Raw genomic sequence first — 22,748 nt, forward strand, 5'->3', positions numbered from 1 at the left:
TTAGTCATTTGTTTATTAAATGTTAAGAACATTATTCTATAGTGAAACTATAACACCCTGTTTATAACTCTATGATTTATTGCTTTAAACGTTATGGGAAACTAAAAATATCCATAACAAATGAACACTTTTTTCTTTTATGATCTTTTATGATAAGAAAGGATTTAGAGAGTCGCAGCTAAAGAGACATTCAAACTGGAATTTTGGATAAAAAAAAGCCCAGTTAAAAACTGGGCATAATGCATTCTACTCAAGGATCTTTTTGCTAAATTCAAACTATCACTACGTAGGTGCATTATTACATTACTTCGTGTAAAGAAATGAATGATGAGGGTAAATATATGAATGTTTACGCAAGCAAACAGTATATAGATACTACTAAGACACAGTATCACTGAAAAAAGTTCATCTTTTTTTAAATTATTTATGTATTTTTTGCTCTATGCGCTAATAGCAACAATTAACCATCTGATTTAGTAGAATTAATATAAAATGTCCTTCATATCATTGCAGGAACTTATCTAACAAGATAACGTAGCCGTTAAGAGCTTAGTCCAAAGGATGTCATGTGAAAAAAGTATTTTTACTGTTTTTTATCTTTATTAACGTATTTTTCTCTCCTGCCTTTGCAGAAGAAGCAACGCCACTAATTAATGAAAAAACGCTAATTGCACTTGCGGAACAGGGCCAAGCCGAAGCTCAGTTTAATTTAGGTATGTTTTATCAGTATCACCATCAGTTTGACCAAGCTTTACATTGGTATCTTCTCTCTGCTAATCAAGGCTTTACAAAAGCACAAATTAACCTTGGTTTGATGTACCAACAAGGTACCGGGGTTAAGTTAGATGAGAAACAAATGCTGCACTGGATGAGCAGAGCAGCCGAAAATGGTGATCCTATTGGCCAAATGAATATGGCCGAATATACCTTATACGGCCTTGATAATTTATTAGAGAAAAACCCAGAAAAAGCAGAACAGTGGCTAGAAAAAGCGGCCGAACAACATTTCCAACCTGCTATGCTCACCCTCGCCTATTGGTATGAAGAGGGAAAAGCTGTTACAAAAGACCCGCAAAAAGCCCAAAAAATATATCTTGCTCTTGCTGAAAAAAACCATCCTCAAGCACTCTATTTATTGGGTTATCAGGCTGCTGTAGGCATGTATGATAAGGTGAACTACCCTCTTGCCTTTCAATATTTTACCCGTGCCGCAGAATTGGGCTTTTCCCCCGCCCAAAATAGCTTAGGTATGCTGTACCTAACCGGGCAAGGCACCCCAAAAAATACCCAATCAGCCATAAAATGGCTAACCCAAGCCGCTGAACAAGGTGAAGTTTCGGCTCAATTTAATGTTGCGCTTATCTATGCACGCGGTGATGGTATCAAGGCTAACCAAGCAAAAGCGTGTCACTGGTTTATAAAAGCCGCTCAGCAAAATAGTGTCGATGCGCAATATGCAGCAGGAGCTTGCTACCAATATGGTATGGGTGTTGAAGCCGATGATAAAAAAGCCCTACGCTGGTATCAACTCGCAGCCGCTAAAGGCCATGAGCGGGCTGAAAAGAAAGTGTTAATTTTAGAAAACCAGCAACAATAAACTCTATTTTTCCAACTTACTGTTGTACCACTAATATAAGTAAGATAAAGAAAATCTGCATTGTTTATAGCCAATGCAGAGCTTCTATAGGCATATACTTATTAGTTCAGACACTCACAATTTAGCGCGATAAATTCGCTGCGGTCGGCCAACTTTGCCATACTCAATTTCGGCTTCAATTTTATCCTTCGCTAAACAATACTCCAAATAACGCCTTGCCGTGGTCCGACTGAGTTTGATGGTTTCAGCAATACTTTCTGCCGTATATTGCACATCAGGTTCAGTGAACAAAGCGAGTATTTTTTCAAGTGTAATAATATCAATGCCTGTTGGAAGTTCTTCCTTTGATTCCCCTCGCGCATAGGTATTGAACATATCATCAATTTTACTTTGGTTGGTTTTGCTATTGTCCTGTACAACAGATTTACGTTGAATATACCTATCCAATGTTTGGCCTAAACGCTCATAGGCAATTGGCTTCACTAAATAGTCAAAAACGCCTAAACGAATAGCTTCAGAAACCGTATCCATATCACTTGCAGCCGTAGTGAATACAATATCTGCATTATTCCTTTCTTGTATTAACTCATGGACCAGATCAATCCCTTTACCATCTGGTAAATAGTTGTCTAATAAAATCAGGTCTGGTTTCATGTATTCAATCATTTTTCTCGCTTCAGCAAGGTTACCTGCAAGCCACACTTTCTCACATGCGGGATAGGCTTTTATATACTCACTGTGCATTTCAGCAAGTAGTAACTCATCTTCCACAATGAGGATTTTTATCTTAATCATTTTATATCTTCACTTTCGGAATAAAAATTGAAAATACTGTACCATGCGGTTGATTTTCTTCAATAATAACCGCACCATTACAGCGTTTAACATAAGACGCAACAAGATATAACCCGATACCATGGCCATCTGTCACATCGGTTTTCGTTGTCACACCGCGCTCGAACCATTTATCTTGCATTTCTGATGGGAAACCACACCCCTGATCCGCGACTTCAATGACAATCTCCTTCCCTTCATCAGAAAGGTATAATTCCACTTGTTTATTACCCTGATTATTTTTCAAACTTGCTTCAAATGCATTATCAAGTAAATTTCCCAATATGGCACAAAATTCCGTACTATTTAACGAATCAGGTAATTCATGCAACTGACTACCGGCAGTAAATTTTAATTGTAGCCCTAATTCTTTGGCTCGATGGTGCTTACCAAATAGTAAACCTGCAACCTGCTTATCAAAAAACTGCCCACGGAGTGTATCAATTAATTGCTGCTGAGATTCTGATTCCCCTTTAATCAAAGCCAACGCTTGGTCATATTCTTTCATTTGCAATAACCCACTTAATGTTGACATCCAATTAAGATGTTCGTGCCGTAAAGTGCGTAAATTTTCAATATATTGACGAACTTGAGTCAACTGAGAGTTTAACGATTCAATATCGTTTTGACTACGAAAGCTAATAACCGCCCCCACCAGATGCTCACCATCACGAATCGCAACCCGGTTTGCAATCACATTTAAACCATTAAACTCGCCAATCACATCATGCTTAGTTGTTTCAAGGTCGGTAATAAAAAAATCAGCTGGCGATATATGCTCTGACACAAATGTTCCTGTTAACTGGCCCAATGGCTTACTTAGGGATAACATTTTTCTCGCATTTGAGTTGATATTGATAATTTGCCCTTGTGTATTTACCGCAATCACACCTTCAAAAACGGCTTCAAATATTCCTTTTTGTACTAACACCAGTTGAGTAATCTCTTCAGGTTCCATTCCCAACATTTGTTTTTGAATTAAACGTGAAAACCCCCAAGATAAAAACAGCAAAATAATCAATATTCCTAAAAAGGTAGCACCTGTTTGCACAAACAATTCACTGCGTGACGTATCAATTTTGTTGGATAAGTAACCAATAGAAACAACGCCAATCACTTTACCTTGTTCATCAAAAATAGGGGTCTTGGCTCTAACAGCATTTCCCATCGAGCCTTCGCCATTAATGAAATAGCTTTCCCCTTTCTCTAAGGCGCCTGGTTTGTTCCACTGCATTTCAAAACCAATTTTTTGGCTATTTGGGTGATATAACCGAATTGATTTTTCATCACCGATAACTACATAATCATAGTTGGAATCTTGGTTTAGTTTGTCAGCAATAACCTTCAGTCTCGGAATATCTCTATTCTTTACTGATTGCACCACACCATCAATAGAAGCAATCAGCTTTGCTTGGCTCATCGCTAACGATTGAATGTTTGCAATCAATCGATTTTCAGCCGTATCCGTGAAATATTTGCCCAACCCGAACGTTAAAAAAACAGAAACAATCAATAACAGAAAAAAAACTCGTACTGAAAATGAAACTGAATTTACTTTTTTCAATGAAGAGAATGCATATTCTTTTTTCATGTTATATCTCGTTACTGGCTGAAAAGTAAAAAATTTGTTAATTCAAAAAAGGTAGGATAACCGATAAATCGGATTCAAGCCAAAGGTATAATACACATATTAATAATTAAACACATTAAAACCAAGCAATAAAAAACATATCCAATAATTAAAAACTTTAAAACCATTAAACAAATACAATCTCATTTAAGAAACATGAAATAGGTCAAATATATTAAATACAGTATCTTTAATATAAATATCAGAGAGGATAATTAAATAAGAATTTATATTTACTTTTATAAGAATAACCAAAAATATTTATTTAATTAACTTTAACATTAGCAACATTTTAAAAACATCTCTAAATGAGATGCAGGATACTATTATGTTCGAAAACATAACGTTTAACCAAGTAAAACGTCATGAGAACAGGAAACTTGCTGAAATAACTCAGTTTTTAAAGGAAAACGATTTAGAGCTTGATTCAAGCATTGACGTTTTTATTACAATCTCACGCAATGAAAAATTAATTGCGTGCGGAGGCTTAGCAAAAAATGTTATTAAATGCGTTGCTATTAGTGATGATGCTCGAGGTGAAGGCCTTGCATTAAAATTAGCAACAGAACTGGTTAATCTTGCTTACGAAAATAATACAACGCATTTATTTATTTATACTAAATTTCAAAATGAAAGCTTATTCCAACAATGTGGCTTCCATACTATTGCCACCGTTCCTGATATTATGGTGTTGATGGAAAACAGTTGCTGTTATCTAAAACGTTATATCGAAAGTTTAAAAGCACAACGTAAGGAAGGAAAAAAAATTGGCGCAATCGTCATGAATGCCAATCCCTTCACCCTTGGCCATCGCTATTTAATAGAACAAGCCGCGAAGGCCTGTGACTGGCTACACCTATTTGTTGTCAAAGAAGATACCTCTCGTTTCCCTTATAAAATTAGATTAAATTTAATCGAAGCTGGGACTAAAGGAATAGAAAATCTCACTATCCACAAAGGCTCCGAGTATATTATTTCTCGCGCGACTTTTCCTTGTTACTTTATTAAAGACAAAACGGTTGCCAATAACTGTTATACCGAAATAGACATTAAGATATTTCGTCAATATATCGCCCCTGCTCTGGGGATAACCCATCGATTCGTAGGCTCGGAACCATTTTGCCAAGTCACCAACCAATATAACCAAGACATGCGCTTTTGGTTAAAAACCGATGCTATGAATTTTCCACCTATAGAACTCGTTGAATTTCCGCGAACAATCATCAATGGAACGGCAGTTTCTGCCTCACAAGTTAGACGATTGCTCGCTAAAAAAGATCTTGCGGCGATTAAGCCGATTGTACCTGAGGCAACCTATCAATATTTACAAGAGATGGTCGCCAATCAAGTCGCATCCGCTCAAAGCCACACCGAAAGTTCTGAATTAGCCATAGGTGAAATATGAAGATAAAACACGCAGCAGTAGCTGGCACACTTGAATCAAGTGATGTCATGGTTCGTATCGAACCGCTAGAAGACACTCAAGAGGTCTCAATACAAATTACCAGTAGTGTTGAAAAGCAGTTTGGGGATGCTATCGCAAAAATCGTACAAGAAATGATTCAGCAGCATGATATTCAAGGAGCACAAATCATTGTAGATGATAAAGGTGCACTGGAATGCGTACTTAAAGCGCGTTTAGAAGCCTTATTGGCTCGCGCCTGTGATATCGACTATCTGCCTTGGGAGGATAAATAATGACTCCAGAACAAAAATCACGTACACGCAGAAGTATGTTATTTGTGCCCGGTTCCAATGCAGCCATGTTAAGCAATTCCTTTATTTATAAAGCGGATGCTTTAATGTTCGACCTTGAGGACTCTGTAACTTTACGCGAAAAAGACACTGCTCGTCGCTTGGTTTACCATGCATTACAGCACCCGCTTTATCAAGATATTGAAACCATTGTGCGGGTCAATGCATTAGATTCCGCCTTTGGTGTTGCTGACCTTGAGGCCGTTGTTCGTGGTGGTGCAAATATTGTCCGCCTTCCTAAAACAGATACTGCGCAAGATGTTATTGATATTGAAAGTGAAATCTTACGTATAGAAAAAAGTTGTGGCCGCGAAGAAGGTAGCACGGGTTTGCTCGCCGCTATCGAATCTCCAATGGGCATCACTCAAGCAGTCAATATTGCTCATTCATCACCAAGACTTATAGGCATCGCATTAGGTGCCGAGGACTATGTCCGCAATTTGCGCACCGAGCGGTCTCCAGACGGCGTAGAACTCCTCTATGCTCGGTGCGCCATTTTACAAGCCGCTCGTTCAGCCGGTATTCAAGCGTTTGATACCGTATATTCTGATGCGAATAATGAAGAAGGTTTCCTACGCGAAGCCGCTCACATTAAACAGCTCGGCTTTGATGGCAAATCATTAATTAACCCAAGACAAATTGAGTTACTTCATAATTTATATGCACCAACTCAAAAAGAAGTCGACCATGCACAGCGTGTTGTTGAAGCCGCTGATGCCGCAGCCCTTGAAGGTAAAGGTGTGGTTTCATTGAACGGAAAAATGGTCGATGGCCCAGTTATTGACAGAGCTCGCCTCGTGTTATCACGAGCAGCATTATCAGGAATTCGGGAAGAGTGAGGCAATAAAAATGACAAATAATACTCAGCGCCAGGCTCGCGTATCAGCCTACTTACAACCAAATACTGACGATGTACTACGTGAATTTAAAGATATCGGCAAAGTACAACAACAGGTACAAAAGCCGAGAAATCGCAAATTATGTGATGACTTACAAGTCGCGATCCGTCGTTCTGGTCTTAAAGACGGTATGACTATTTCTTTCCATCACGCCTTTCGCGGTGGAGATCTTACGGTCAATATGGTGATGCAAGTCATTGCTGAAATGGGTTTTCGCAACTTAACACTTGCATCAAGCTCATTAAGTGCTTGCCATTCACCACTTGTTGAACATATTCGTCATGGTGTTATCCGCAAAATTTATACCTCTGGTATCCGAGGCCCACTCGCTGAAGCTATTTCACGTGGTGAATTAGAAGAACCTGTACAAATTCATTCGCATGGTGGAAGAGCCAATCTAATTCATAGCGGTGAACTAGTTATTGATGTGGCGTTTATTGGGGTTCCTTCTTGTGATGAATACGGCAATGCCAATGGCTACACTGGCAGTGCGAGTTGCGGTTCTTTAGGTTATGCCAAAATTGATGCTGAGACCGCGAAAAAAGTGGTGATGCTCACTGAAGAGATATTAGATTACCCCCATAACCCATCCAGTATTAAGCAAGATGAAGTCGATTACATCGTCAAAGTTAAACGGGTGGGTGATGCCGATAAAATTGGGGCTGATGCGACACGTATGACGTCGAACCCTCGTGAACTTCTGATTGCTCGTACTGCAGCTGATGTTATCGAAAAATCGGGTTACTTTAAAGATGGTTTTTCATTACAAACCGGTACGGGCGGTGCTTCTCTTGCCGTCACTCGCTTCCTTGAAGACAAAATGAGACGCCATAATATTCAGGCTGGCTTCGCACTTGGCGGCATTACCTCAACTATCGTTGATTTACATGAAAAAGGATTAATTCGTAAATTATTGGATGTCCAAAGTTTTGATAAAGCGGCAGCAGAATCACTTGCTCGCAACCCGAATCATATTGAAATCAGTGCTAACCAATATGCGTGCTTTGATTCAAAAGGTGCTTCCGTTGATATGCTTGATGTGGTTGTGCTCAGCGCGTTAGAAATCGATACTCGCTTTAATGTCAATGTGTTAACGGGTTCTGATGGCATTATTCGTGGTGCATCTGGTGGCCATAGTGACACAGCTGTTGCATCAAAATTATCTATCATTGTTGCACCACTGGTACGTGGCCGTATTCCAACATTAGTGGATGAAGTGCTCACGTGTGTTACACCTGGTTCCAGTGTCGATATTCTTGTCACTGACCATGGAATTACAGTTAACCCTGCTCGTCCTGAATTAAAACAGCAACTTGAAAGCCAAGGTATTAAAACCGTTTCAATGAACTGGTTACGAGAACGAGCACAATTATTAACTGGTACTCCTAACCCAATTGAATTTACAGATAAAGCTGTTGCGGTTGTTCGTTATCGTGATGGCTCAGTCATTGATGTTGTTCATCAAGTGAAGGAGTAAATATGTTTTACCCACTGCCTGATACTCAAGAGCAATTTGATATTTCTTTACCTGAACTGTTGGATAGCCGAGATGCCCGTCAGGCTCGCCAACAAGCGTGGATTGGTCTCCATCAGGTAACCTTGATTTCATTTACTGTCGTTTTTCCTGGAGCTGTCAAAGACAACTCTCTTGTTAGACATGTGTTTAATCAGGGCCTAAATGCGCTTAAACAAATTGCTTCATGCGGGCAGTGGGTGTTTTTATCACAACAATCTTGGGCATTAAAAACGGGGCCGGAATGCTTGGTTGCCGTTGACGGAGATGCTATCGAGATTAAAAAAGCGTTAATTCGCATGGAAGAATCGTCTGCTGTTGGTCGGTTATGGGATTTTGATGTGTTTGATGCCAAGGGGCAGCAATATTCACGTAGTCAATTAAATCTGCCACCAAGACAATGCCTAATTTGTGAAAATGAAGCGAAAATTTGTGCTCGTCAGCGGACACATTCATTGGTTGAGATACTTAATCGTATCGAGGAGTTAGCGTATGCAACCCATTAAACAACTCAGCCATATAAATGATAAATTAACCCACTATTACAGCCAATTAGCATGGCAGGCGATGTTAGCTGAAGTAAACTTAACCCCTAAACCTGGGTTAGTGGATAAACATAATACCGGTGCCCATAAAGATATGGCACTGACAGATTTTCATTTAAGTGCCAATGCCATCGCGACACATTTTCCTCAATTTTTGCAAGCAGGCGCTCAATACAAAAATTGTCCTATAGAGCAACTATTACCCCATATTCGCCCTATCGGAATGGATTGTGAAAAGTCGATGTTCCGTGCAACAAAAGGGGTTAATACCCATAAAGGCAGTATTTTTTCCTTGGGTTTAGTCTTAACCGCAATAGGCCGTTTGATTGCACAACAACAATGTGTCTCACCTGAAAATGTCAGCTTATTGGTTGCTAGTATGTGTAAGGGAATTACCAATGAACTTAAACAAAAAACCGAAAACCCTACCGCTGGCCATCGCTTATATCAGAGACATGGGTTAACAGGTGCAAGAGGTGAAGCTGAAGGCGGTTACTCGTTAGTAATCAAACATTCACTTCCTTATTATTTGCAGCAACTTGCTAAAGGCAAACTCGCCGATATCGCTCTACTTGATACCTTAGTTTTACTCATGAGCCTGAATGATGATACGAATATTGTCAATCGTGGAGGTATCAAGAGCTTAACATGGATAAAGCAACGTGCAGAACAGCTTTTAACCGCAGGTATCAATACCCATGATGACTTAGTTAAGGTTAAACATTTCGATAATGAATGTATTCAGCTAAATGTGAGTCCTGGGGGAAGTGCGGATTTACTAATTCTAACTTGGTTTTTTGCTCGATTACCCAACCAATCCTTTATTTAACATTACGTAATTTTTTAACATTAATAAAACAGGAATAATTTAAAAATAAAACAATTTAACCAAATAAAAACCAATTAATTATTTAACTAAATTATACACCTTAGAGTGAATTATTAATGAAAATTAAAATCATTATATTTCATTCAAGATACAGCCATATTAAAAATTATCATTTTAACAAATTCCTAATATTAAAGTTCATTCAATTTAATATTAAATAAATTTAATATTGATTTAATCAAGGAAATTGGCTTATGCAAAAAGAAAAAATATGGAAGCTATTCGTGTTAATAGCCATTCCAATTATTATTGCTTTAATACCTACACCAGCGGGGCTACCACATATTGCGTGGTTGTTATTCGGTCTTTATCTTGCCGCTATTGTTGGTTTGGTACTTAAACCATATTCAGAGCCTGTTATTTTATTAGCCACTATTGCTGCAAGTGCAGTAATTATTGGAGTAACAGGTACTAAAGATGTCAAAGCAAGTGAAGTTTTAAGTGGATATGCATCCGGTACGACATGGCTTGTATTTGCTGCATTTACTCTGAGCGCTGCCTTTGTTATTACTGGTTTAGGTAAACGTCTTTCTTATATCTTGATTGGTAAGTTAGGTGGTACAACGTTAGGACTCGGTTATGTAACCGCAATCCTTGATTTAATTATCGCGCCTGCAACGCCATCTAATACCGCACGTGCAGGAGGGATTGTTTTCCCAATCATCAATAGTGTCGCCGTTGCTTTAGGGTCTGATCCAGAAAAAAGTCCACGTAAAGCAGGCCACTATCTCCTCGTCAACGTTTATATGGTGACTAAAACCACCAGCTATATGTTCTTGACCGCAATGGCGCCAAATGCACTCGCTCTTGCCATGATGAGTGACATTATGGGAATCCATTTAAGTTGGGGTGGATGGGCACTTGCAGCCTCTGTACCGGGTTTAATCATGCTGATTTTGACACCGTTAATGATCTACAAACTGTATCCACCTGAGTTGAAAAAGGTGAATAACAAAGAGATCGCGGCCAAAGGCCTGGAAGACTTAGGCCCAATGACTATGCGTGAAAAATTGCTGGGAATTGTCTTCATTATCGCGCTGTGTGGCTGGATTTTCTCTGACCTTATCGGTGTCAGCGCTTCTAGCGTCGCGATTGCGGTCATGGCATTAACCCTGATCCTAGGTGTTGTAACTTGGGATGACGTACTGAAGAATAAAGGCGGCTGGAATACCCTGATTTGGTACGGTGGTATCATCAGTATGTCTGGTGTTCTCACAAAAGCAGGCTTCTTCAAGTGGCTCGCCGATACCATGAGTCAATATCTCTCCTTCGGTGACCAAGCGATGCTAGCTTTCTTTGTCATCATGTTCATCAGTGTTGCCATTCGCTACTTATTTGCCTCTGGTGGTGCGTATGTTGCAGCCATGGTTCCGGTATTTGCCACTGTCGGTATGGTTGCAGGGGCTCCTCCGATGTTACTCGCTCTAGGTTTGCTGTTCTCGAATGCTTACGGCGGAAGCGTAACTCACTATGGCGGCGCCGCAGCACCTATCGTATTCGGTGCGGGTTATAACGATATCCGTTCTTGGTGGATCATTGGCGGGTTAGTGGCCTTCATTAGCTTATTCGTTCACATGACTATCGGTTTAGGTTGGTGGGAGATCTTGATTAGCATGGGGCTGATTTAATGCGCTCTATTCTAATCTCTCATTAAATTATTCCATGGGGCGCAATGCAAATTGTGCCCTAAACCCAAATATAACGGTAATTCACGCTAATCCTCTAAATAGTTCGGGTTGTAACAAGGCGGCAAAACAAAGGCATCCCATGGAGCATACAAAAGTATGTGACTTGGGTAACTGAGCGTAGCCAACACCGCCACTGCGGGAAGCTGAACGGGTTTACCCTAAATAGTTCACGTTGTGGCAAGGCGGCAAGTGAAGGCATCCCATGGAGCATACAAAAGTATGTGACTTGGGTGACTGAGCGTAGCCAACACAGGCACAGCGTGAAATATAACGGGTAAACAGATGAAAAAAATTCCTTGTACCTTAATGCGTGGCGGCACCTCGAAAGGCGTATTCCTTTTAGCAGACTCCCTTCCTAAAGACATAAAACAACGGGATGAGCTGATCCTAGCGATTATGGGGTCTGGTCATGCTTTGCAAATTGATGGCATTGGTGGTGGCAGCCCACAAACCAGTAAAGTCGCTATTATTAGCCCTTCAACTCACAGTGATGCTGATATTGATTATTTATTTGCTCAGGTTTCTATTACTGAGCGCATTGTTGATACGGCACCAAATTGTGGCAATATTCTTTGTGCCGTAGGTTCTTTTGCTATTGAAAAAGGCTTGGTGCCCATCACAGGAGAAACAACGACTGTGAGGATCCGTAATGTCAATACAAACACCTTCGTCAACTCTACTGTACAAACGCCTGATGGCCATGTCGATTATGATGGTGACACCGAAATTGCGAGTGTACCCGGTCATGCCGCGCCTGTTGCACTGACATTTTTAAATGCTTGTGGAACTAAAACAGGAAAATTGCTCCCGACTGGCCATGCAATTGACACCATTGAAGGTATTGATGTTAGTTGTATTGATATGGCGATGCCTGTGGTGTTAATTGATGCCCCTCAGCTTAACAAAACTGGTTATGAAACCGCGGAACAGCTTGAAGCCGATGCCGAATTTATGCAAAAGCTCGAAGCTATTCGTATACAAGCAGGCGCAGTGATGGGACTTGGTGATGTTAGCAAAAAAGTTATTCCTAAACCTATATTGATTTCACCAGCCATTCACGGTGGAACAATTAATGTCCGTTATTTTATGCCACATAAATGCCATGGCGCACTTGCCGTGACTGGTGCTATCGCCATTGCGACAAGTACTATTGTTCCTAATAGTATTACTCAGCAATATATTCACTCTGTTGATATGCATAATATTTCCATTGAACATTTAAGTGGAAAATTTGACGTATCGTTAAACCAGCAAGGCAATTCACCGGAAGGGATTCAGGCATCAATTATTCGTACAGCGAGAAAACTCTTCGAGGGCGATGTGTACGTTCCTTAAAACTAATATCACGTCCTGCCTCTAGCTAAGAGGCAGGCGATTAATTTTACTTTTCTGTAAGTAACGGTTCAAAATTACCGTCAATATAATAGGAAACCTGATGGGCTTCATCTGGCGTTGGTAATTCTAACTTCCCTGCCATTTTTTCCATAACCAGCTCTGGAACCGCATATTTACGCTGTTGATTTTGTTGTCGCCACTGTTTAAATGGCACTTCCAAATAAACTAAATGAACTTTGGCTTGGTAGCGTTCAAATAAACTGATCATACTGGCACGTAACGAAGCACTTAATGAGGTCGCATTCCATATAAAATCCGTTTTCGTTCGCAAAAAAACCTTAGCCTGTTCTTTCACTTGCTGCGCCACCCAGCCTTGGGCATTTTTATCTGCTGGGTTAATTTTATGTTCTCGGCGAACATCATCTAAACATACCACCGGAGTTCGTGGGTAAAACTGTTTGATAAAATGGTCTTTTCCCATCCCCGGCAAACCACATAGCATAACGACTTCGCTCCCAGTTTCTTCAAAAGGTTGATAATCTGTAGTACCCTTTTGGTGATGAAAATAATGGAAACGCCCAGCTTGCGAAGCAAATGATTTAGGTTGATCCCAACAACCCTGCTCACGACAGAACAACTCAAATAGTTCGATTCTGACCAACAATTCCGCTTTATCTTCACACGTACGCCCTATCGCATCGGCTTTCGCTAGCATACACAATAAAGACATTTCAACGCGCAACGAGGCGGCAAATAACGTGCGTTCAGGATCTGGCTTTTCCATTAACCAAAGCGGTAAACCATGAAATCGAACTAAAGCTGCAATTTGTTCACGAATAGCAAAAGGAGTTTCTATTTGTCGAAATAATATATTGCGTACCGATAACTCGCCTTTTTTGGCATGTCCAGGCGAATGAATTCGCCCTTCTTCATCTTCTTTTGTTGTAGTGCGTTTTTCGACGTCATGTAGCAACGCTGCCGCCCAAACGATTTGTTGTTTAAGTTCTGGAAGCTGTTGATATTCAGGTAACCCCTCCAAAGCCGCTAACACCATTTGAGTGTGAATAGCCACATTGCCTTCCGCATGGTGCAAACGGTCTTGCTGCACATATTGCATATCACGCACAAAATCTAACTCTCTTTCAAGCTGTGCCCAATCACGATATTGGGTTAATTGCCAACTCATGGTTGTTCTCCTTGTAATTCAAAGGCCAGCTTGGCTCGCTGCCAATGCCGCTTCCAGTGGATATCCGTTTTGACATGGTTTTTACGCACATATTTAAAAACATGTGCCATAAAATCATCCACATGAAACCCTTGGCTATCACGGCTCACAATCCCTTCCATGCTACAGGCTTTCCCTGTGTGAGTATCACGCGCAATAAATTGGCTATCTAATGATGCAGCAGTAATTAATGAACTTGCATATTCTTGCTTGTCCATATGTTTACTGAGTGATAAATCTAATTGGGGGACAGTTGGAAAATCAAATAAAGCCGCATAAAATTGCACCTCTTCCCAACTAAGCCAATACTCCCCTTGCCTAACAGCAAACACATAGAAATAATCTTCAATATGTTGATATTCAATGGAATGTATTGCGTAAAGGTTTTCACCGAATAGTTCAATATCCCCTAAATCGTCTTTAATCAACTGCCAACGTTGGCGAATTTGCTGGCTCCATGCCGATTGAGTTGGAGCCCCATGAGAGCGCGCAAAAACCCCATAACGGTTTAAGCAATTATTTTCACCGTCCAGTTTTTCTGTGTGAACCAGTTTGTCTATATTTTGGATGTGCGACCACCAATCGCGATTAATGCGATCATCACTAGTCGTACCAGGGGAGAACGGATAGTGATACGTTCTACCATACTTTCTTGATTGCATATTCATCATGCTTTCTCTAAAGAAATAGAAATAACCACAAATCTTTTTGCTAGATTTGCGTCTTTAATTGTTGAGAAATCAAGTGTAGGTATTACATATCTATTCCGAGTAACGGCCTCATTTTTACTTAGCTAAGGGTCAAAATTAGCGAAATTGAAGGAAAACAGTTGAATTTTAGTCTAATTGTCAAGAAAAAGGCTATCAATTTATTCCTAATCTCATTGCTAGCGATATTATTCAACCACTATCTGGCTTTCATCTAAGGAATATTTCACTATCACCTTATTACGATACAAACAATTATCCTGCAAAGTACTAGGTTCTTGTCCTTTAGTTGTCACTTTTTGCCAAATTTCGTTATGCCGGTATATAACTCCATTTTCTCGGGTAAACTTATGGTTTTTCTCATAAATATGGTATTTATGTTCACGTGAGGTACAACTCAATAATTCCCCTTCGAGTTGATGCTCAGCGATATTAAATACCAATTGAAAAGCACTTTGTGTCGGATTATAGAAAACCAAATCGATATAATTATAAAAGATTGCCGCCCCTGAACCAAAAGGCAATACACGACCTTCATCTGGAAATGGGTCAAAACTATGATTAGCGCGCTCAACCACTTGCAATGGAGAATGCAATACCATCCAATGAATTAAATTACTTAGTTGGCAAATTCCCCCGCCAATCCCTGAACGAGCTTCACCAAATGAAAGTTCCATACCTTCAAGAAAACCTCTGCGCGAAGTCGGTTTTCCTACGAGACGACAAAATGAAAAATATTCTCCTGGGTAAATAATAACCCCATTCATCGCTTCGGCAGCAATACGCAAGTTCGTTACTTTGTTGTATTGCAAACGTAGGTCTGATTCACCTAATTTACGGATCAGCTTAGATGTATGCTTGTTGTAGCGATACTCAAGGCGTTCACTGGATTTTGACTTCGCATAATGCTTGGCAGAACATACCCAATGCAATCTTCGAACTAAGCGCTTTTGAGTCACGCGCAGCCAATAGAGAATAGGATGATAGGAAGAAAGTGGCCTACGCATAACAAACCTTATTGATATAATTAACCAATAAATCATGTCATAGCCATTCGTATTACGACATAGTAACTATCTGATAGTTAATACGTGATAGTTGAATAGCTAAAAAATAATCAAACCCTAGTTACCTATCACTAGAATTTACTTTTGAAGCCAAAAACGCGGTGGCAAGCAAGATGGAGATGGTTTGATATAAGGATTTAAGAAGAGATAATTTGCTCTAAGGATTTCATGTCACAGCTAGGCCGCAAAAAAGTAAATCCCTAGGAGCATACACAAGTATGTGACTAGGGTTTACTTTTGAAGCCAACGAGCAAATTAATACAAGCCGAGTAGCGCCCCAACTGCTAACAAAAAGAAACTAAACAACCAAATCCAACCAAATGAATAGCGTAAGTGACGGCCCATATCAATTCCAGCCAAACCCATTGCTAACCAAGCTGCTGGTGAAAATGGGCTCACGAAGGTTCCCGCGTTGTTACCTATCGCCATGGCGTAAACAACGGAAGATGGGTCAACACCAACTGTGGCTGCAATTTGTTGAATTATTGGTAATAAAGCAAAATAGTAAGCATCTGTACTCGTAAAAATATCCATCGGTACACCTAAAATACCGACAAAAATATGGACTTTAGAAACCCATTCTGTTGGTAAAATAGCCGTTAAGTCTGTTGCAATTGACTCAAGCATCCCACCTTCAGATAAAATACCTAAGAATGCTCCCGCTGCTAATATTATGGCCACCATTCCCAACGCTTGCGGTGCATGGGCTGCCAAAATTTTCATTTGGTCCCTAGGGTTAGGGAAGTTAACCATTAAAGCAATGGAAAGTGCGATCATAAAAACATAAGGCGCTGATAATAATCCGAATGCTAAACAGATAACAGATGCGATGATTAACCCACCATTGATAAGTGGTTTTTTGGGTTTCTGAACTGTATCGCTTATATCTGCAGTGTCATCACTAACAGGTAGTAAAGAATCCATTTCATATGGCGTAGTGCCTTTCAAACTTGCCGCTGCAATACGTCTTTTCTCACGTAATCCCATCAGAATAGCAAATACCACTGCGCCAGCCATGCCAATTAATTGTACAGGGATCAAATGTTGCCATAGAGTCGAGGCGTCAATTCCAGTGACTGCCGAAGCTCGACCTAATGGGCCCCCCCAAGGTACCATATTCATGACCCCCATACTGGCGCACATCAGCAATAACATTAAATAAGGGCTCATCCCTAGTTGGCGGTATAAAGGTAATAAGGCAGGAATAATAATTAAGAATGTCGCAGCGCCTGACCCATCTAAATGGACAACCCCCGCAATTAACGTTGTCATAATACAAACAATAATAATATTTCCACGCGTCATTTTTACCATAAAACGAATCAACGGATCAAAAATGTGCAGGTCTTTCATTAAGCTAAAAAATAAAATCGCAAATAAAAACATCGCAGCGACTTTTGACACTTTATTAATACCACTTTCAAAGAATACTGAAATTTCAGCAACAGAGTAACCAGCAAATAAAGCACCAATAAAGGGGATACAAGACATTGCGATAATTGGGCTAACTTTCCCCATCATCAATAATGTTACTATCGATAAAATGATTAAAATACCAATAATTGTCAGCACATCTACTTCCTTCTTAGAATTATATTTTTCAGGTGAACACAAAATTTAGCTTGGCTCGCATTAGCTTAACAAGCTTGTTTCTTATATAAACCATTGAATATAACCGCAAGGAATATTTTATATTTTTGCTTCACAAACAATGCATTAATTCTTATTTAAATTATCATTTAAAATAAAAAAATAGCTTTATTCTCTATTAGAACCATTAAAACCATAAGCATAAATTAACGCCACTCTAAGTTGGTGGTAATTAATTTTATTTATAAGTTACAGAATTATAACAATCAAAAAATAATAGTTATTATTATATTTTATTTTTTATCTCATTTTTTTATATTTTTTCCCTCTTTTTTCATTATGTTGCTAGGGAAATATACTTTTTTTGGTTTTGATCAAATATGCAAAATTTTACTTGATTTTCTATCAACGATCCGTCTAAAAATAAAATTTCCCCGTAAAACCACACCATCTCACAAAAAAAACTTGGCTAACCGAGTATAATATTAGAATAATTTAAGTTTGCTAATAAGGAATGTTTCAATGAGCCGCCTTTTTTCACCTGTATCAATAGGCCAAGTTTCTCTGAAAAATCGAATTATTGTTCCCCCTATGTGCCAATACTCCGCAGAAAATGGCATGCCAACAGCATGGCATAAAGCCCACTATATGAACCTTGCTTTATCTGGTGCCTCTTTAGTTATTGTAGAAGCTAGCGCTGTTGTTCCTGAAGGGCGTATTACCTACAAAGATCTTGGTTTATGGAATGATGAACAAATGACTGCAATGCAACAAATGCTCAACGATATCAGGCAGTTTTCAGATGCACGCTTAGGGGTACAAATCGCTCATGCAGGCAGGAAAGCATCAACTGATTTACCTTGGTTGGGAGGTAAAAGTATCCAGCCCACACAACCTAATGGTTGGCAAACTGTTGCACCATCTGCGCTCGCTTTTGGTGATAATGCGGTACCACATGCATTAACCATTGAAGAAATTTTACAGCTAAAACAACAGTTTACTGATGCAGCTATTCGTGCTGAAAAAGCAGGTTTTGACGTTATTGAGATCCATGGCGCTCATGGATATTTACTGCATGAGTTCTTATCACCAGTATCAAACTTACGACAAGATGAATATGGTGGATGCTTTAAGGGGCGTACTCGATTACTTATCAATATTTTCCATGAAATGAGAAAAGCGATTAACCCTAATATTGCAATTGGCGTGCGGATCTCTGCAACAGACTGGCTTGAATCGGGTTGGAATACACCTGAATCTATTGAGCTTACTGAATTACTAGAGGATTTGGGTTGCGACTACATTCACGTTTCGTCAGGTGGGCTATCACCAGAGCAACAAATACCATTGAGCCCAAATTACCAAGTCCCTTTAGCCCAAGCTATTCATGAAAATACCATGATGCCTGTCATTGCTGTAGGTCTTATCACTGAACCTTTACAAGCTGAAGCCATTATTGCAACCCACCAAGCAGATTTGGTGGCTATTGGCAGAGGGATCCTATTTGAGCCACGTTGGCCTTGGCGAGCAGCGAGCGAATTGAATGAACAGATAGATGTTGCGCCACAATACTTGCGCAGTGCTCCACATCAATTTAAACATTTATTTAAATAAAAATAATAAACTCGCAGCTATTGTTGATTGATAATAAATAGCTGCGAGTAATAAACAATTAACGCGCGTTAGTCGAACACTGTTGAACAAATTCAATCATGGTTTTTTGGAATTCAGGTTCTGCAGTACCTGATTTTTCTAATTCCGCATCCATACGTTTAAACTCAGCTAAACCATATTTTTCAATTGTTTTATCGTAGGCACAACCACAAATTGCACTGACCGCATTTGCCGTTTCACCTTGCGGGTTTCCTGATGCAACAACACAGGTATTCACAAAATTCTCTTTGTACTCCGCAATTTCTGATTTTTCATCAGAACATGCAGACAACACAACCATCGCTCCCGCCATACCTAATATTAATGCTAATTTTTTCATTTTATGCCCATTTCCTATTCAGCTTTAACTAAGGTGATAATAATAAACCGCTATTATTCCTAGTTCACGCTATTTTGGATATATCGTTTATATTTTCAATACCATTAATCTTAATACGCAAAATAAGACGCTCTTATTAAGATTAATATCCCTATCACTGACTATTCATAACAATCATAGCTGTTTTCTGGTAAAAAAGCTGTATTAACCCATTTTTTATTATGTATATTCTACCTTGGCAATGAATTAGAACAGCGCCATCGATAGTAGAATAATGATGATAAAATTAGCACACAACCCACAATTTGGATAAAAGGCATTCTTTCATGGTACCAAATCGCCGCGACAAAAACGGTCATCACGGGTTCAAGGATCATAATAATTGCCGCATTTCCTGCTGTGGTATTTTTTTGACCAATAAGCTGTAACACAAAGCGCAAACTCGTTGCTATCACCACACTAGCAATAAACCACATCATGGTAGGCGTTGTCATGCTGCTCGGCCATTCTTCTAAAAAGAATGACAAGACTAGCCCTGTCATTCCTGTACAAGCAAGTTGAATGGCCGTTAACGGTAAAAGAGGAATTGTTCGGGTATATAAACTGGTATAACAAAAATAGATAGCTTGGACAATTGCCGCGCCAAGAAACCACAGTTGACTTGCTTTAAATTCAAGCTGAGCCTTAAATAGGGTTAAGCATGCCAGCCCTAATACCGCAACAGGGAGTGCTTCCCAGAAATAACGGACAGGTTTATTTTTTAAAATGACCCATGCAACTAACGGAACAAATAACATAGCGAGGCTCATAATAAAAGCCCCTTCGCCAATTGAGTCTGTTATTGCCACCGCGTGGATCCAGAGCGCCATATTTAATGACATCCAACCGCCTGTCATTAATATTTTTGGTAATTGCTTCAGCGTTATTCTATTTTTTTTCCCTCGGCAAAAAGGGGCTAAAATGATAGCAGCTAGTAAAAAACGGCTACCAAGAAAGGCAAATATTGGCATTCCCTGCACAGCTTCTCGGGAAAATACCCATCCCCAAGCTGCAATTATCGTGGTAAGCACCAAGAAAAATTCTGCCTTCCTTTGTGAATACATGTGTTCCTCTGAATGAATTAACTGACTCGCAGCTACATCATACTGGCTTTTGCATGTAAACCAATCACATTTATGGCCTTTATCTCCGACTTCTCTAAATAAAAAATATCTCGCCCAAAAATAATAAATGTAACCTTAAATCAAGAGCCATTTCCTCTTAATAAAGAGGATTTTTCTCTTAAGCTACCTTTTTCCTTATTAAATAGATTAAATCTCATTTCAAATAGGATAAAAGAGGAAGTTTGCATAAAATCTCATCAATTTTTCTTCTTGTATGACCTGAGATAATTAAGACAGGCGAACAGTGTCAATCTTACCGATTGAAGTTTCATCTTCAACTTAATGGAAGGTCATAGCATGGTTATTCAAAAAACATTACCGATAGATAACGATACAATCAAAAAGGTAAAGGCGGCGATCAATAAAAGAAAGTATGCACATGCCAACGAAATAAGTCTGTTATGGCAACACGCATTAAAATCATCATCAGTCTGTAGTTGGGGGAAAGTGATGTTGATTTCTATAATAGGTGGCCTTGTTGTCACAATAGCCACTTCTTTGTAGCAAGGGATATTAAAAAGAAGAAATCGAGCCGATAGCCCGATTTCTATTGGTTGTTTTTAATAACTAATTCAGCTAATTACCAATAACCTAAGAATTTCCACCAAACGCTACCAATGAAGAACCAAATGGCTAAGTTAACCACACTCATGACAAAACCAGTTTTCCACCATTCAGCAAGAGTGGCATAACCTGACCCAAAGATAATCGGGGCTGTTCCTGTACCATAATGTGTTAATGACATCATTAGTGATGATGAGAATGCTAACGTTAAGGCCAATAACATTGGTGGAGCACCAAGCGCTAAACCCGCGGAGAAAAATGCCGCATACATTGCCGTAATATGCGCCGTTGTACTCGCGAAGAAATAATGGGAATACACATAAATTAAAACAAGAATTAACATTCCCCATACCCAGCTAATGCCCATTCCATCAATGGTTGCACCAACTGTTAATGACATCCATTTAATGAGACCGAGTTTTCCTAAGAAACTCGCCATCATCACTAAAGCGGAGAACCAGACAACCGTATCCCAAGCCCCTTTGTTTTTTAGCACGTCATCCCAATTAATGACCCCTGTCGCTAATAGAATACTCAACCCAATAAAGGCAGCAGTGGTAGCATTAACACTATATGCAGGCCCAAAAATCATTGCAGGTACACCGGCCCACATCAAAAGTAATAACCCAAAAACACCAAGCGTTATTTTTTCAGGCAATGAAACTGGACCTAATTGCTGCAAACGTTCTTTGGCGAAATTTGGCGCATCCGGTGTTGAGGTAATTTCTGGTTTATACATAAAATAGATAACCAAGGGCATTAATATTAATGACACGATGGCTGGAACAAATGCGGCAATAGCCCACATCCCCCAAGTTAATTCATTTTCTTGGCTAGTCTCGCTAATTATCAAGCTAACAATTAATGGATTGGGGGCTGTCGCCGTAATAAACATTGCGGAAGTAATCGGGTTAATATTGTAGTTAACGAGTGATAAGTAGCGCCCTATTTTACCTGCGGTTCCATCTTCGGCCTTTGACCCAAAACTATCTGAAATCGAGCGCATAATTGGGTGAATAATTCCCCCACCTCGCGCAGTATTACTTGGTGTGACAGGAGCCAAAATTGTTTCTGCTATTGCCAATGAATAAGCAATACCCAATGTTTTTTTACCAAATAAAGAAATGACATAATAACCTATCCTCGCCCCTAAACCTGTTTTATTCAAGCTCATGGAAACCATGATAGAAATACCAATTAACCAGATTAGGTCATTGGAAAAACCACTTAAGGCATCCGCAATTGCCCCTTTGGTTGATTCAGGATTAGTGACTCCTGTAGCTGCAACTAATGAAATTGCGACAATAGAAACACCCCCTATCGGTAAAGCTTTACCAATAATGGCAGCGATTGTGCCGACAAATAATGCCAAAAGGTGCCACGCATTTGGATTAACACCTTCAGGAACAGGAATTAAAAACCAAATAATTAATGTTATTGCGACTGCGATTAGAGTTGGAACAGGTTTTAAAGGTGTCAGTTTATTCATAAGGTTATCCATACACGTTTAAAGATGGAAATACAGAGTAATTTCAGTTATATATTCTAATTTTATCTTTAGATTAACAATATATAGCTCAAAAACCTTGATATTTATCAGTACGTAGATTCTTTTATGATAAAAACTCAAACTAATTTGTAACAATACGTAATATATTATTTCAGCAATTAATCTTCTGATATATCTTGCACACAAAAACAAGCTTATTCTTACATTAATAAGAGTAAGAATAAAACTGGGCTTATTATTTGCT

The 22,748-nt window shown here is 39.4% G+C and carries 20 protein-coding genes; 11 read left to right on the forward strand and 9 right to left on the reverse strand.

What is annotated here, in order from left to right; genetic code table 11:
- Nucleotides 1–568 precede the first annotated feature (568 nt).
- Nucleotides 569–1,597, forward strand: a complete 1,029-nt coding sequence (locus PR725_RS09085; RefSeq protein ID WP_272568617.1) for an SEL1-like repeat protein — start codon at nucleotides 569–571, stop codon at nucleotides 1,595–1,597.
- Between the two features lie 114 nt (nucleotides 1,598–1,711).
- Here PR725_RS09085 and dpiA read toward each other — a convergent pair whose 3' ends face one another.
- Nucleotides 1,712–2,392: a two-component response regulator DpiA gene (gene dpiA, locus PR725_RS09090; RefSeq protein WP_004910133.1), complete on the reverse strand. Its 681-nt coding sequence runs from the start codon at nucleotides 2,390–2,392 to the stop codon at nucleotides 1,712–1,714.
- Between the two features lies 1 nt (nucleotide 2,393).
- Nucleotides 2,394–4,022: a sensor histidine kinase DpiB gene (dpiB, locus tag PR725_RS09095; protein ID WP_109911200.1), complete on the reverse strand. Its 1,629-nt coding sequence runs from the start codon at nucleotides 4,020–4,022 to the stop codon at nucleotides 2,394–2,396.
- 367 nt (nucleotides 4,023–4,389) lie between these two features.
- Between dpiB and citC the strand changes: the two genes are divergently transcribed.
- From citC to PR725_RS09140, 9 genes are all read left to right on the forward strand, one after another.
- Nucleotides 4,390–5,466: a [citrate (pro-3S)-lyase] ligase gene (gene citC / locus PR725_RS09100; protein ID WP_004910073.1), complete on the forward strand. Its 1,077-nt coding sequence runs from the start codon at nucleotides 4,390–4,392 to the stop codon at nucleotides 5,464–5,466.
- A complete protein-coding gene (gene citD / locus PR725_RS09105) occupies nucleotides 5,463–5,759 on the forward strand; it encodes a citrate lyase acyl carrier protein (RefSeq protein WP_004910070.1) in 297 nt (98 codons plus the stop codon). Before citC ends, citD begins: the two co-directional genes overlap by 4 nt.
- Nucleotides 5,759–6,655, forward strand: a complete 897-nt coding sequence (gene citE, locus PR725_RS09110; RefSeq protein WP_004910068.1) for a citrate (pro-3S)-lyase subunit beta — start codon at nucleotides 5,759–5,761, stop codon at nucleotides 6,653–6,655. The genes citD and citE overlap by 1 nt, the downstream gene beginning before the upstream one ends.
- A 10-nt stretch (nucleotides 6,656–6,665) precedes the next feature.
- Nucleotides 6,666–8,192 carry a citrate lyase subunit alpha gene (gene citF / locus PR725_RS09115; protein ID WP_004910067.1) on the forward strand — a complete coding sequence of 509 codons (1,527 nt, stop codon included), beginning with the start codon at nucleotides 6,666–6,668 and terminating at the stop codon, nucleotides 8,190–8,192.
- A 2-nt stretch (nucleotides 8,193–8,194) separates the two neighbouring features.
- A complete protein-coding gene (gene citX, locus PR725_RS09120; protein ID WP_117162035.1) occupies nucleotides 8,195–8,734 on the forward strand; it encodes a citrate lyase holo-[acyl-carrier protein] synthase in 540 nt (179 codons plus the stop codon).
- Nucleotides 8,721–9,602 (forward strand): triphosphoribosyl-dephospho-CoA synthase CitG, encoded by an 882-nt coding sequence (gene citG / locus PR725_RS09125; protein ID WP_117162036.1) that lies wholly within the window; start codon nucleotides 8,721–8,723, stop codon nucleotides 9,600–9,602. Before citX ends, citG begins: the two co-directional genes overlap by 14 nt.
- A 254-nt stretch (nucleotides 9,603–9,856) precedes the next feature.
- Nucleotides 9,857–11,290, forward strand: a complete 1,434-nt coding sequence (locus tag PR725_RS09130) for an anion permease (protein ID WP_109911196.1) — start codon at nucleotides 9,857–9,859, stop codon at nucleotides 11,288–11,290.
- Nucleotides 11,291–11,448: 158 nt separating this feature from the next.
- Entirely contained in the window at nucleotides 11,449–11,628 is a 180-nt protein-coding gene (locus PR725_RS09135) for a hypothetical protein (RefSeq protein WP_162598824.1), read from the forward strand.
- Between the two features lie 4 nt (nucleotides 11,629–11,632).
- A complete protein-coding gene (locus PR725_RS09140; RefSeq protein WP_272568626.1) occupies nucleotides 11,633–12,685 on the forward strand; it encodes a 4-oxalomesaconate tautomerase in 1,053 nt (350 codons plus the stop codon).
- 46 nt (nucleotides 12,686–12,731) lie between these two features.
- On the opposite strand, the gene PR725_RS09145 is transcribed toward PR725_RS09140, so the two are convergent.
- The 4 genes from PR725_RS09145 to PR725_RS09160 all read right to left on the reverse strand — a co-directional run bounded on the left by PR725_RS09145 (nucleotide 12,732) and on the right by PR725_RS09160 (nucleotide 17,256).
- Complete coding sequence (locus tag PR725_RS09145) at nucleotides 12,732–13,871, reverse strand: AAA family ATPase (RefSeq protein ID WP_272568628.1); 1,140 nt, start codon at nucleotides 13,869–13,871, stop codon at nucleotides 12,732–12,734.
- A complete protein-coding gene (locus tag PR725_RS09150; protein ID WP_123382178.1) occupies nucleotides 13,868–14,578 on the reverse strand; it encodes an RNA ligase family protein in 711 nt (236 codons plus the stop codon). Before PR725_RS09150 ends, PR725_RS09145 begins: the two co-directional genes overlap by 4 nt.
- Before the next feature lie 227 nt (nucleotides 14,579–14,805).
- A complete protein-coding gene (locus tag PR725_RS09155; protein WP_110731862.1) occupies nucleotides 14,806–15,624 on the reverse strand; it encodes a VanW family protein in 819 nt (272 codons plus the stop codon).
- Nucleotides 15,625–15,939: 315 nt separating this feature from the next.
- A complete protein-coding gene (locus PR725_RS09160; RefSeq protein WP_109911191.1) occupies nucleotides 15,940–17,256 on the reverse strand; it encodes a CitMHS family transporter in 1,317 nt (438 codons plus the stop codon).
- Nucleotides 17,257–17,796: 540 nt separating this feature from the next.
- Between PR725_RS09160 and PR725_RS09165 the strand changes: the two genes are divergently transcribed.
- On the forward strand, nucleotides 17,797–18,888 hold the full coding sequence (locus tag PR725_RS09165; protein ID WP_272568632.1) for an NADH:flavin oxidoreductase/NADH oxidase: 1,092 nt from the start codon (nucleotides 17,797–17,799) through the stop codon (nucleotides 18,886–18,888).
- A 58-nt stretch (nucleotides 18,889–18,946) separates the two neighbouring features.
- Here PR725_RS09165 and PR725_RS09170 read toward each other — a convergent pair whose 3' ends face one another.
- The 3 genes from PR725_RS09170 to PR725_RS09180 all read right to left on the reverse strand — a co-directional run bounded on the left by PR725_RS09170 (nucleotide 18,947) and on the right by PR725_RS09180 (nucleotide 22,483).
- On the reverse strand, nucleotides 18,947–19,267 hold the full coding sequence (locus tag PR725_RS09170; RefSeq protein ID WP_004910043.1) for a hypothetical protein: 321 nt from the start codon (nucleotides 19,265–19,267) through the stop codon (nucleotides 18,947–18,949).
- Nucleotides 19,268–19,497: 230 nt separating this feature from the next.
- Nucleotides 19,498–20,370, reverse strand: coding sequence for a DMT family transporter (locus tag PR725_RS09175; protein ID WP_109911189.1), 873 nt, complete (start codon nucleotides 20,368–20,370; stop codon nucleotides 19,498–19,500).
- A 640-nt stretch (nucleotides 20,371–21,010) separates the two neighbouring features.
- Nucleotides 21,011–22,483, reverse strand: a complete 1,473-nt coding sequence (locus PR725_RS09180; RefSeq protein WP_004910038.1) for an anion permease — start codon at nucleotides 22,481–22,483, stop codon at nucleotides 21,011–21,013.
- Nucleotides 22,484–22,748 lie beyond the last annotated feature (265 nt).

It is taken from the genome of Providencia sp. PROV255 (assembly GCF_028478065.1).
GTDB classification, from domain to species: domain Bacteria; phylum Pseudomonadota; class Gammaproteobacteria; order Enterobacterales; family Enterobacteriaceae; genus Providencia; species Providencia rettgeri.

Excerpts from the sequence above, each read along its gene's own strand:
- dpiA (WP_004910133.1), bottom strand. The coding sequence starts at position 2,392 with ATGATTAAGATAAAAATCCTCATTGTGGAAGATGAGTTACTACTTGCT.
- citC (WP_004910073.1), top strand. The coding sequence starts at position 4,390 with ATGTTCGAAAACATAACGTTTAACCAAGTAAAACGTCATGAGAACAGG.
- PR725_RS09130 (WP_109911196.1), top strand. The coding sequence starts at position 9,857 with ATGCAAAAAGAAAAAATATGGAAGCTATTCGTGTTAATAGCCATTCCA.
- PR725_RS09180 (WP_004910038.1), bottom strand. The coding sequence starts at position 22,483 with ATGAATAAACTGACACCTTTAAAACCTGTTCCAACTCTAATCGCAGTC.
- citG (WP_117162036.1), top strand. The coding sequence starts at position 8,721 with ATGCAACCCATTAAACAACTCAGCCATATAAATGATAAATTAACCCAC.
- citX (WP_117162035.1), top strand. The coding sequence starts at position 8,195 with ATGTTTTACCCACTGCCTGATACTCAAGAGCAATTTGATATTTCTTTA.
- PR725_RS09170 (WP_004910043.1), bottom strand. The coding sequence starts at position 19,267 with ATGAAAAAATTAGCATTAATATTAGGTATGGCGGGAGCGATGGTTGTG.
- dpiB (WP_109911200.1), bottom strand. The coding sequence starts at position 4,022 with ATGAAAAAAGAATATGCATTCTCTTCATTGAAAAAAGTAAATTCAGTT.
- PR725_RS09140 (WP_272568626.1), top strand. The coding sequence starts at position 11,633 with ATGAAAAAAATTCCTTGTACCTTAATGCGTGGCGGCACCTCGAAAGGC.
- PR725_RS09155 (WP_110731862.1), bottom strand. The coding sequence starts at position 15,624 with ATGCGTAGGCCACTTTCTTCCTATCATCCTATTCTCTATTGGCTGCGC.
- PR725_RS09175 (WP_109911189.1), bottom strand. The coding sequence starts at position 20,370 with ATGTATTCACAAAGGAAGGCAGAATTTTTCTTGGTGCTTACCACGATA.
- citE (WP_004910068.1), top strand. The coding sequence starts at position 5,759 with ATGACTCCAGAACAAAAATCACGTACACGCAGAAGTATGTTATTTGTG.
- citF (WP_004910067.1), top strand. The coding sequence starts at position 6,666 with ATGACAAATAATACTCAGCGCCAGGCTCGCGTATCAGCCTACTTACAA.
- PR725_RS09145 (WP_272568628.1), bottom strand. The coding sequence starts at position 13,871 with ATGAGTTGGCAATTAACCCAATATCGTGATTGGGCACAGCTTGAAAGA.
- PR725_RS09165 (WP_272568632.1), top strand. The coding sequence starts at position 17,797 with ATGAGCCGCCTTTTTTCACCTGTATCAATAGGCCAAGTTTCTCTGAAA.
- PR725_RS09150 (WP_123382178.1), bottom strand. The coding sequence starts at position 14,578 with ATGAATATGCAATCAAGAAAGTATGGTAGAACGTATCACTATCCGTTC.
- citD (WP_004910070.1), top strand. The coding sequence starts at position 5,463 with ATGAAGATAAAACACGCAGCAGTAGCTGGCACACTTGAATCAAGTGAT.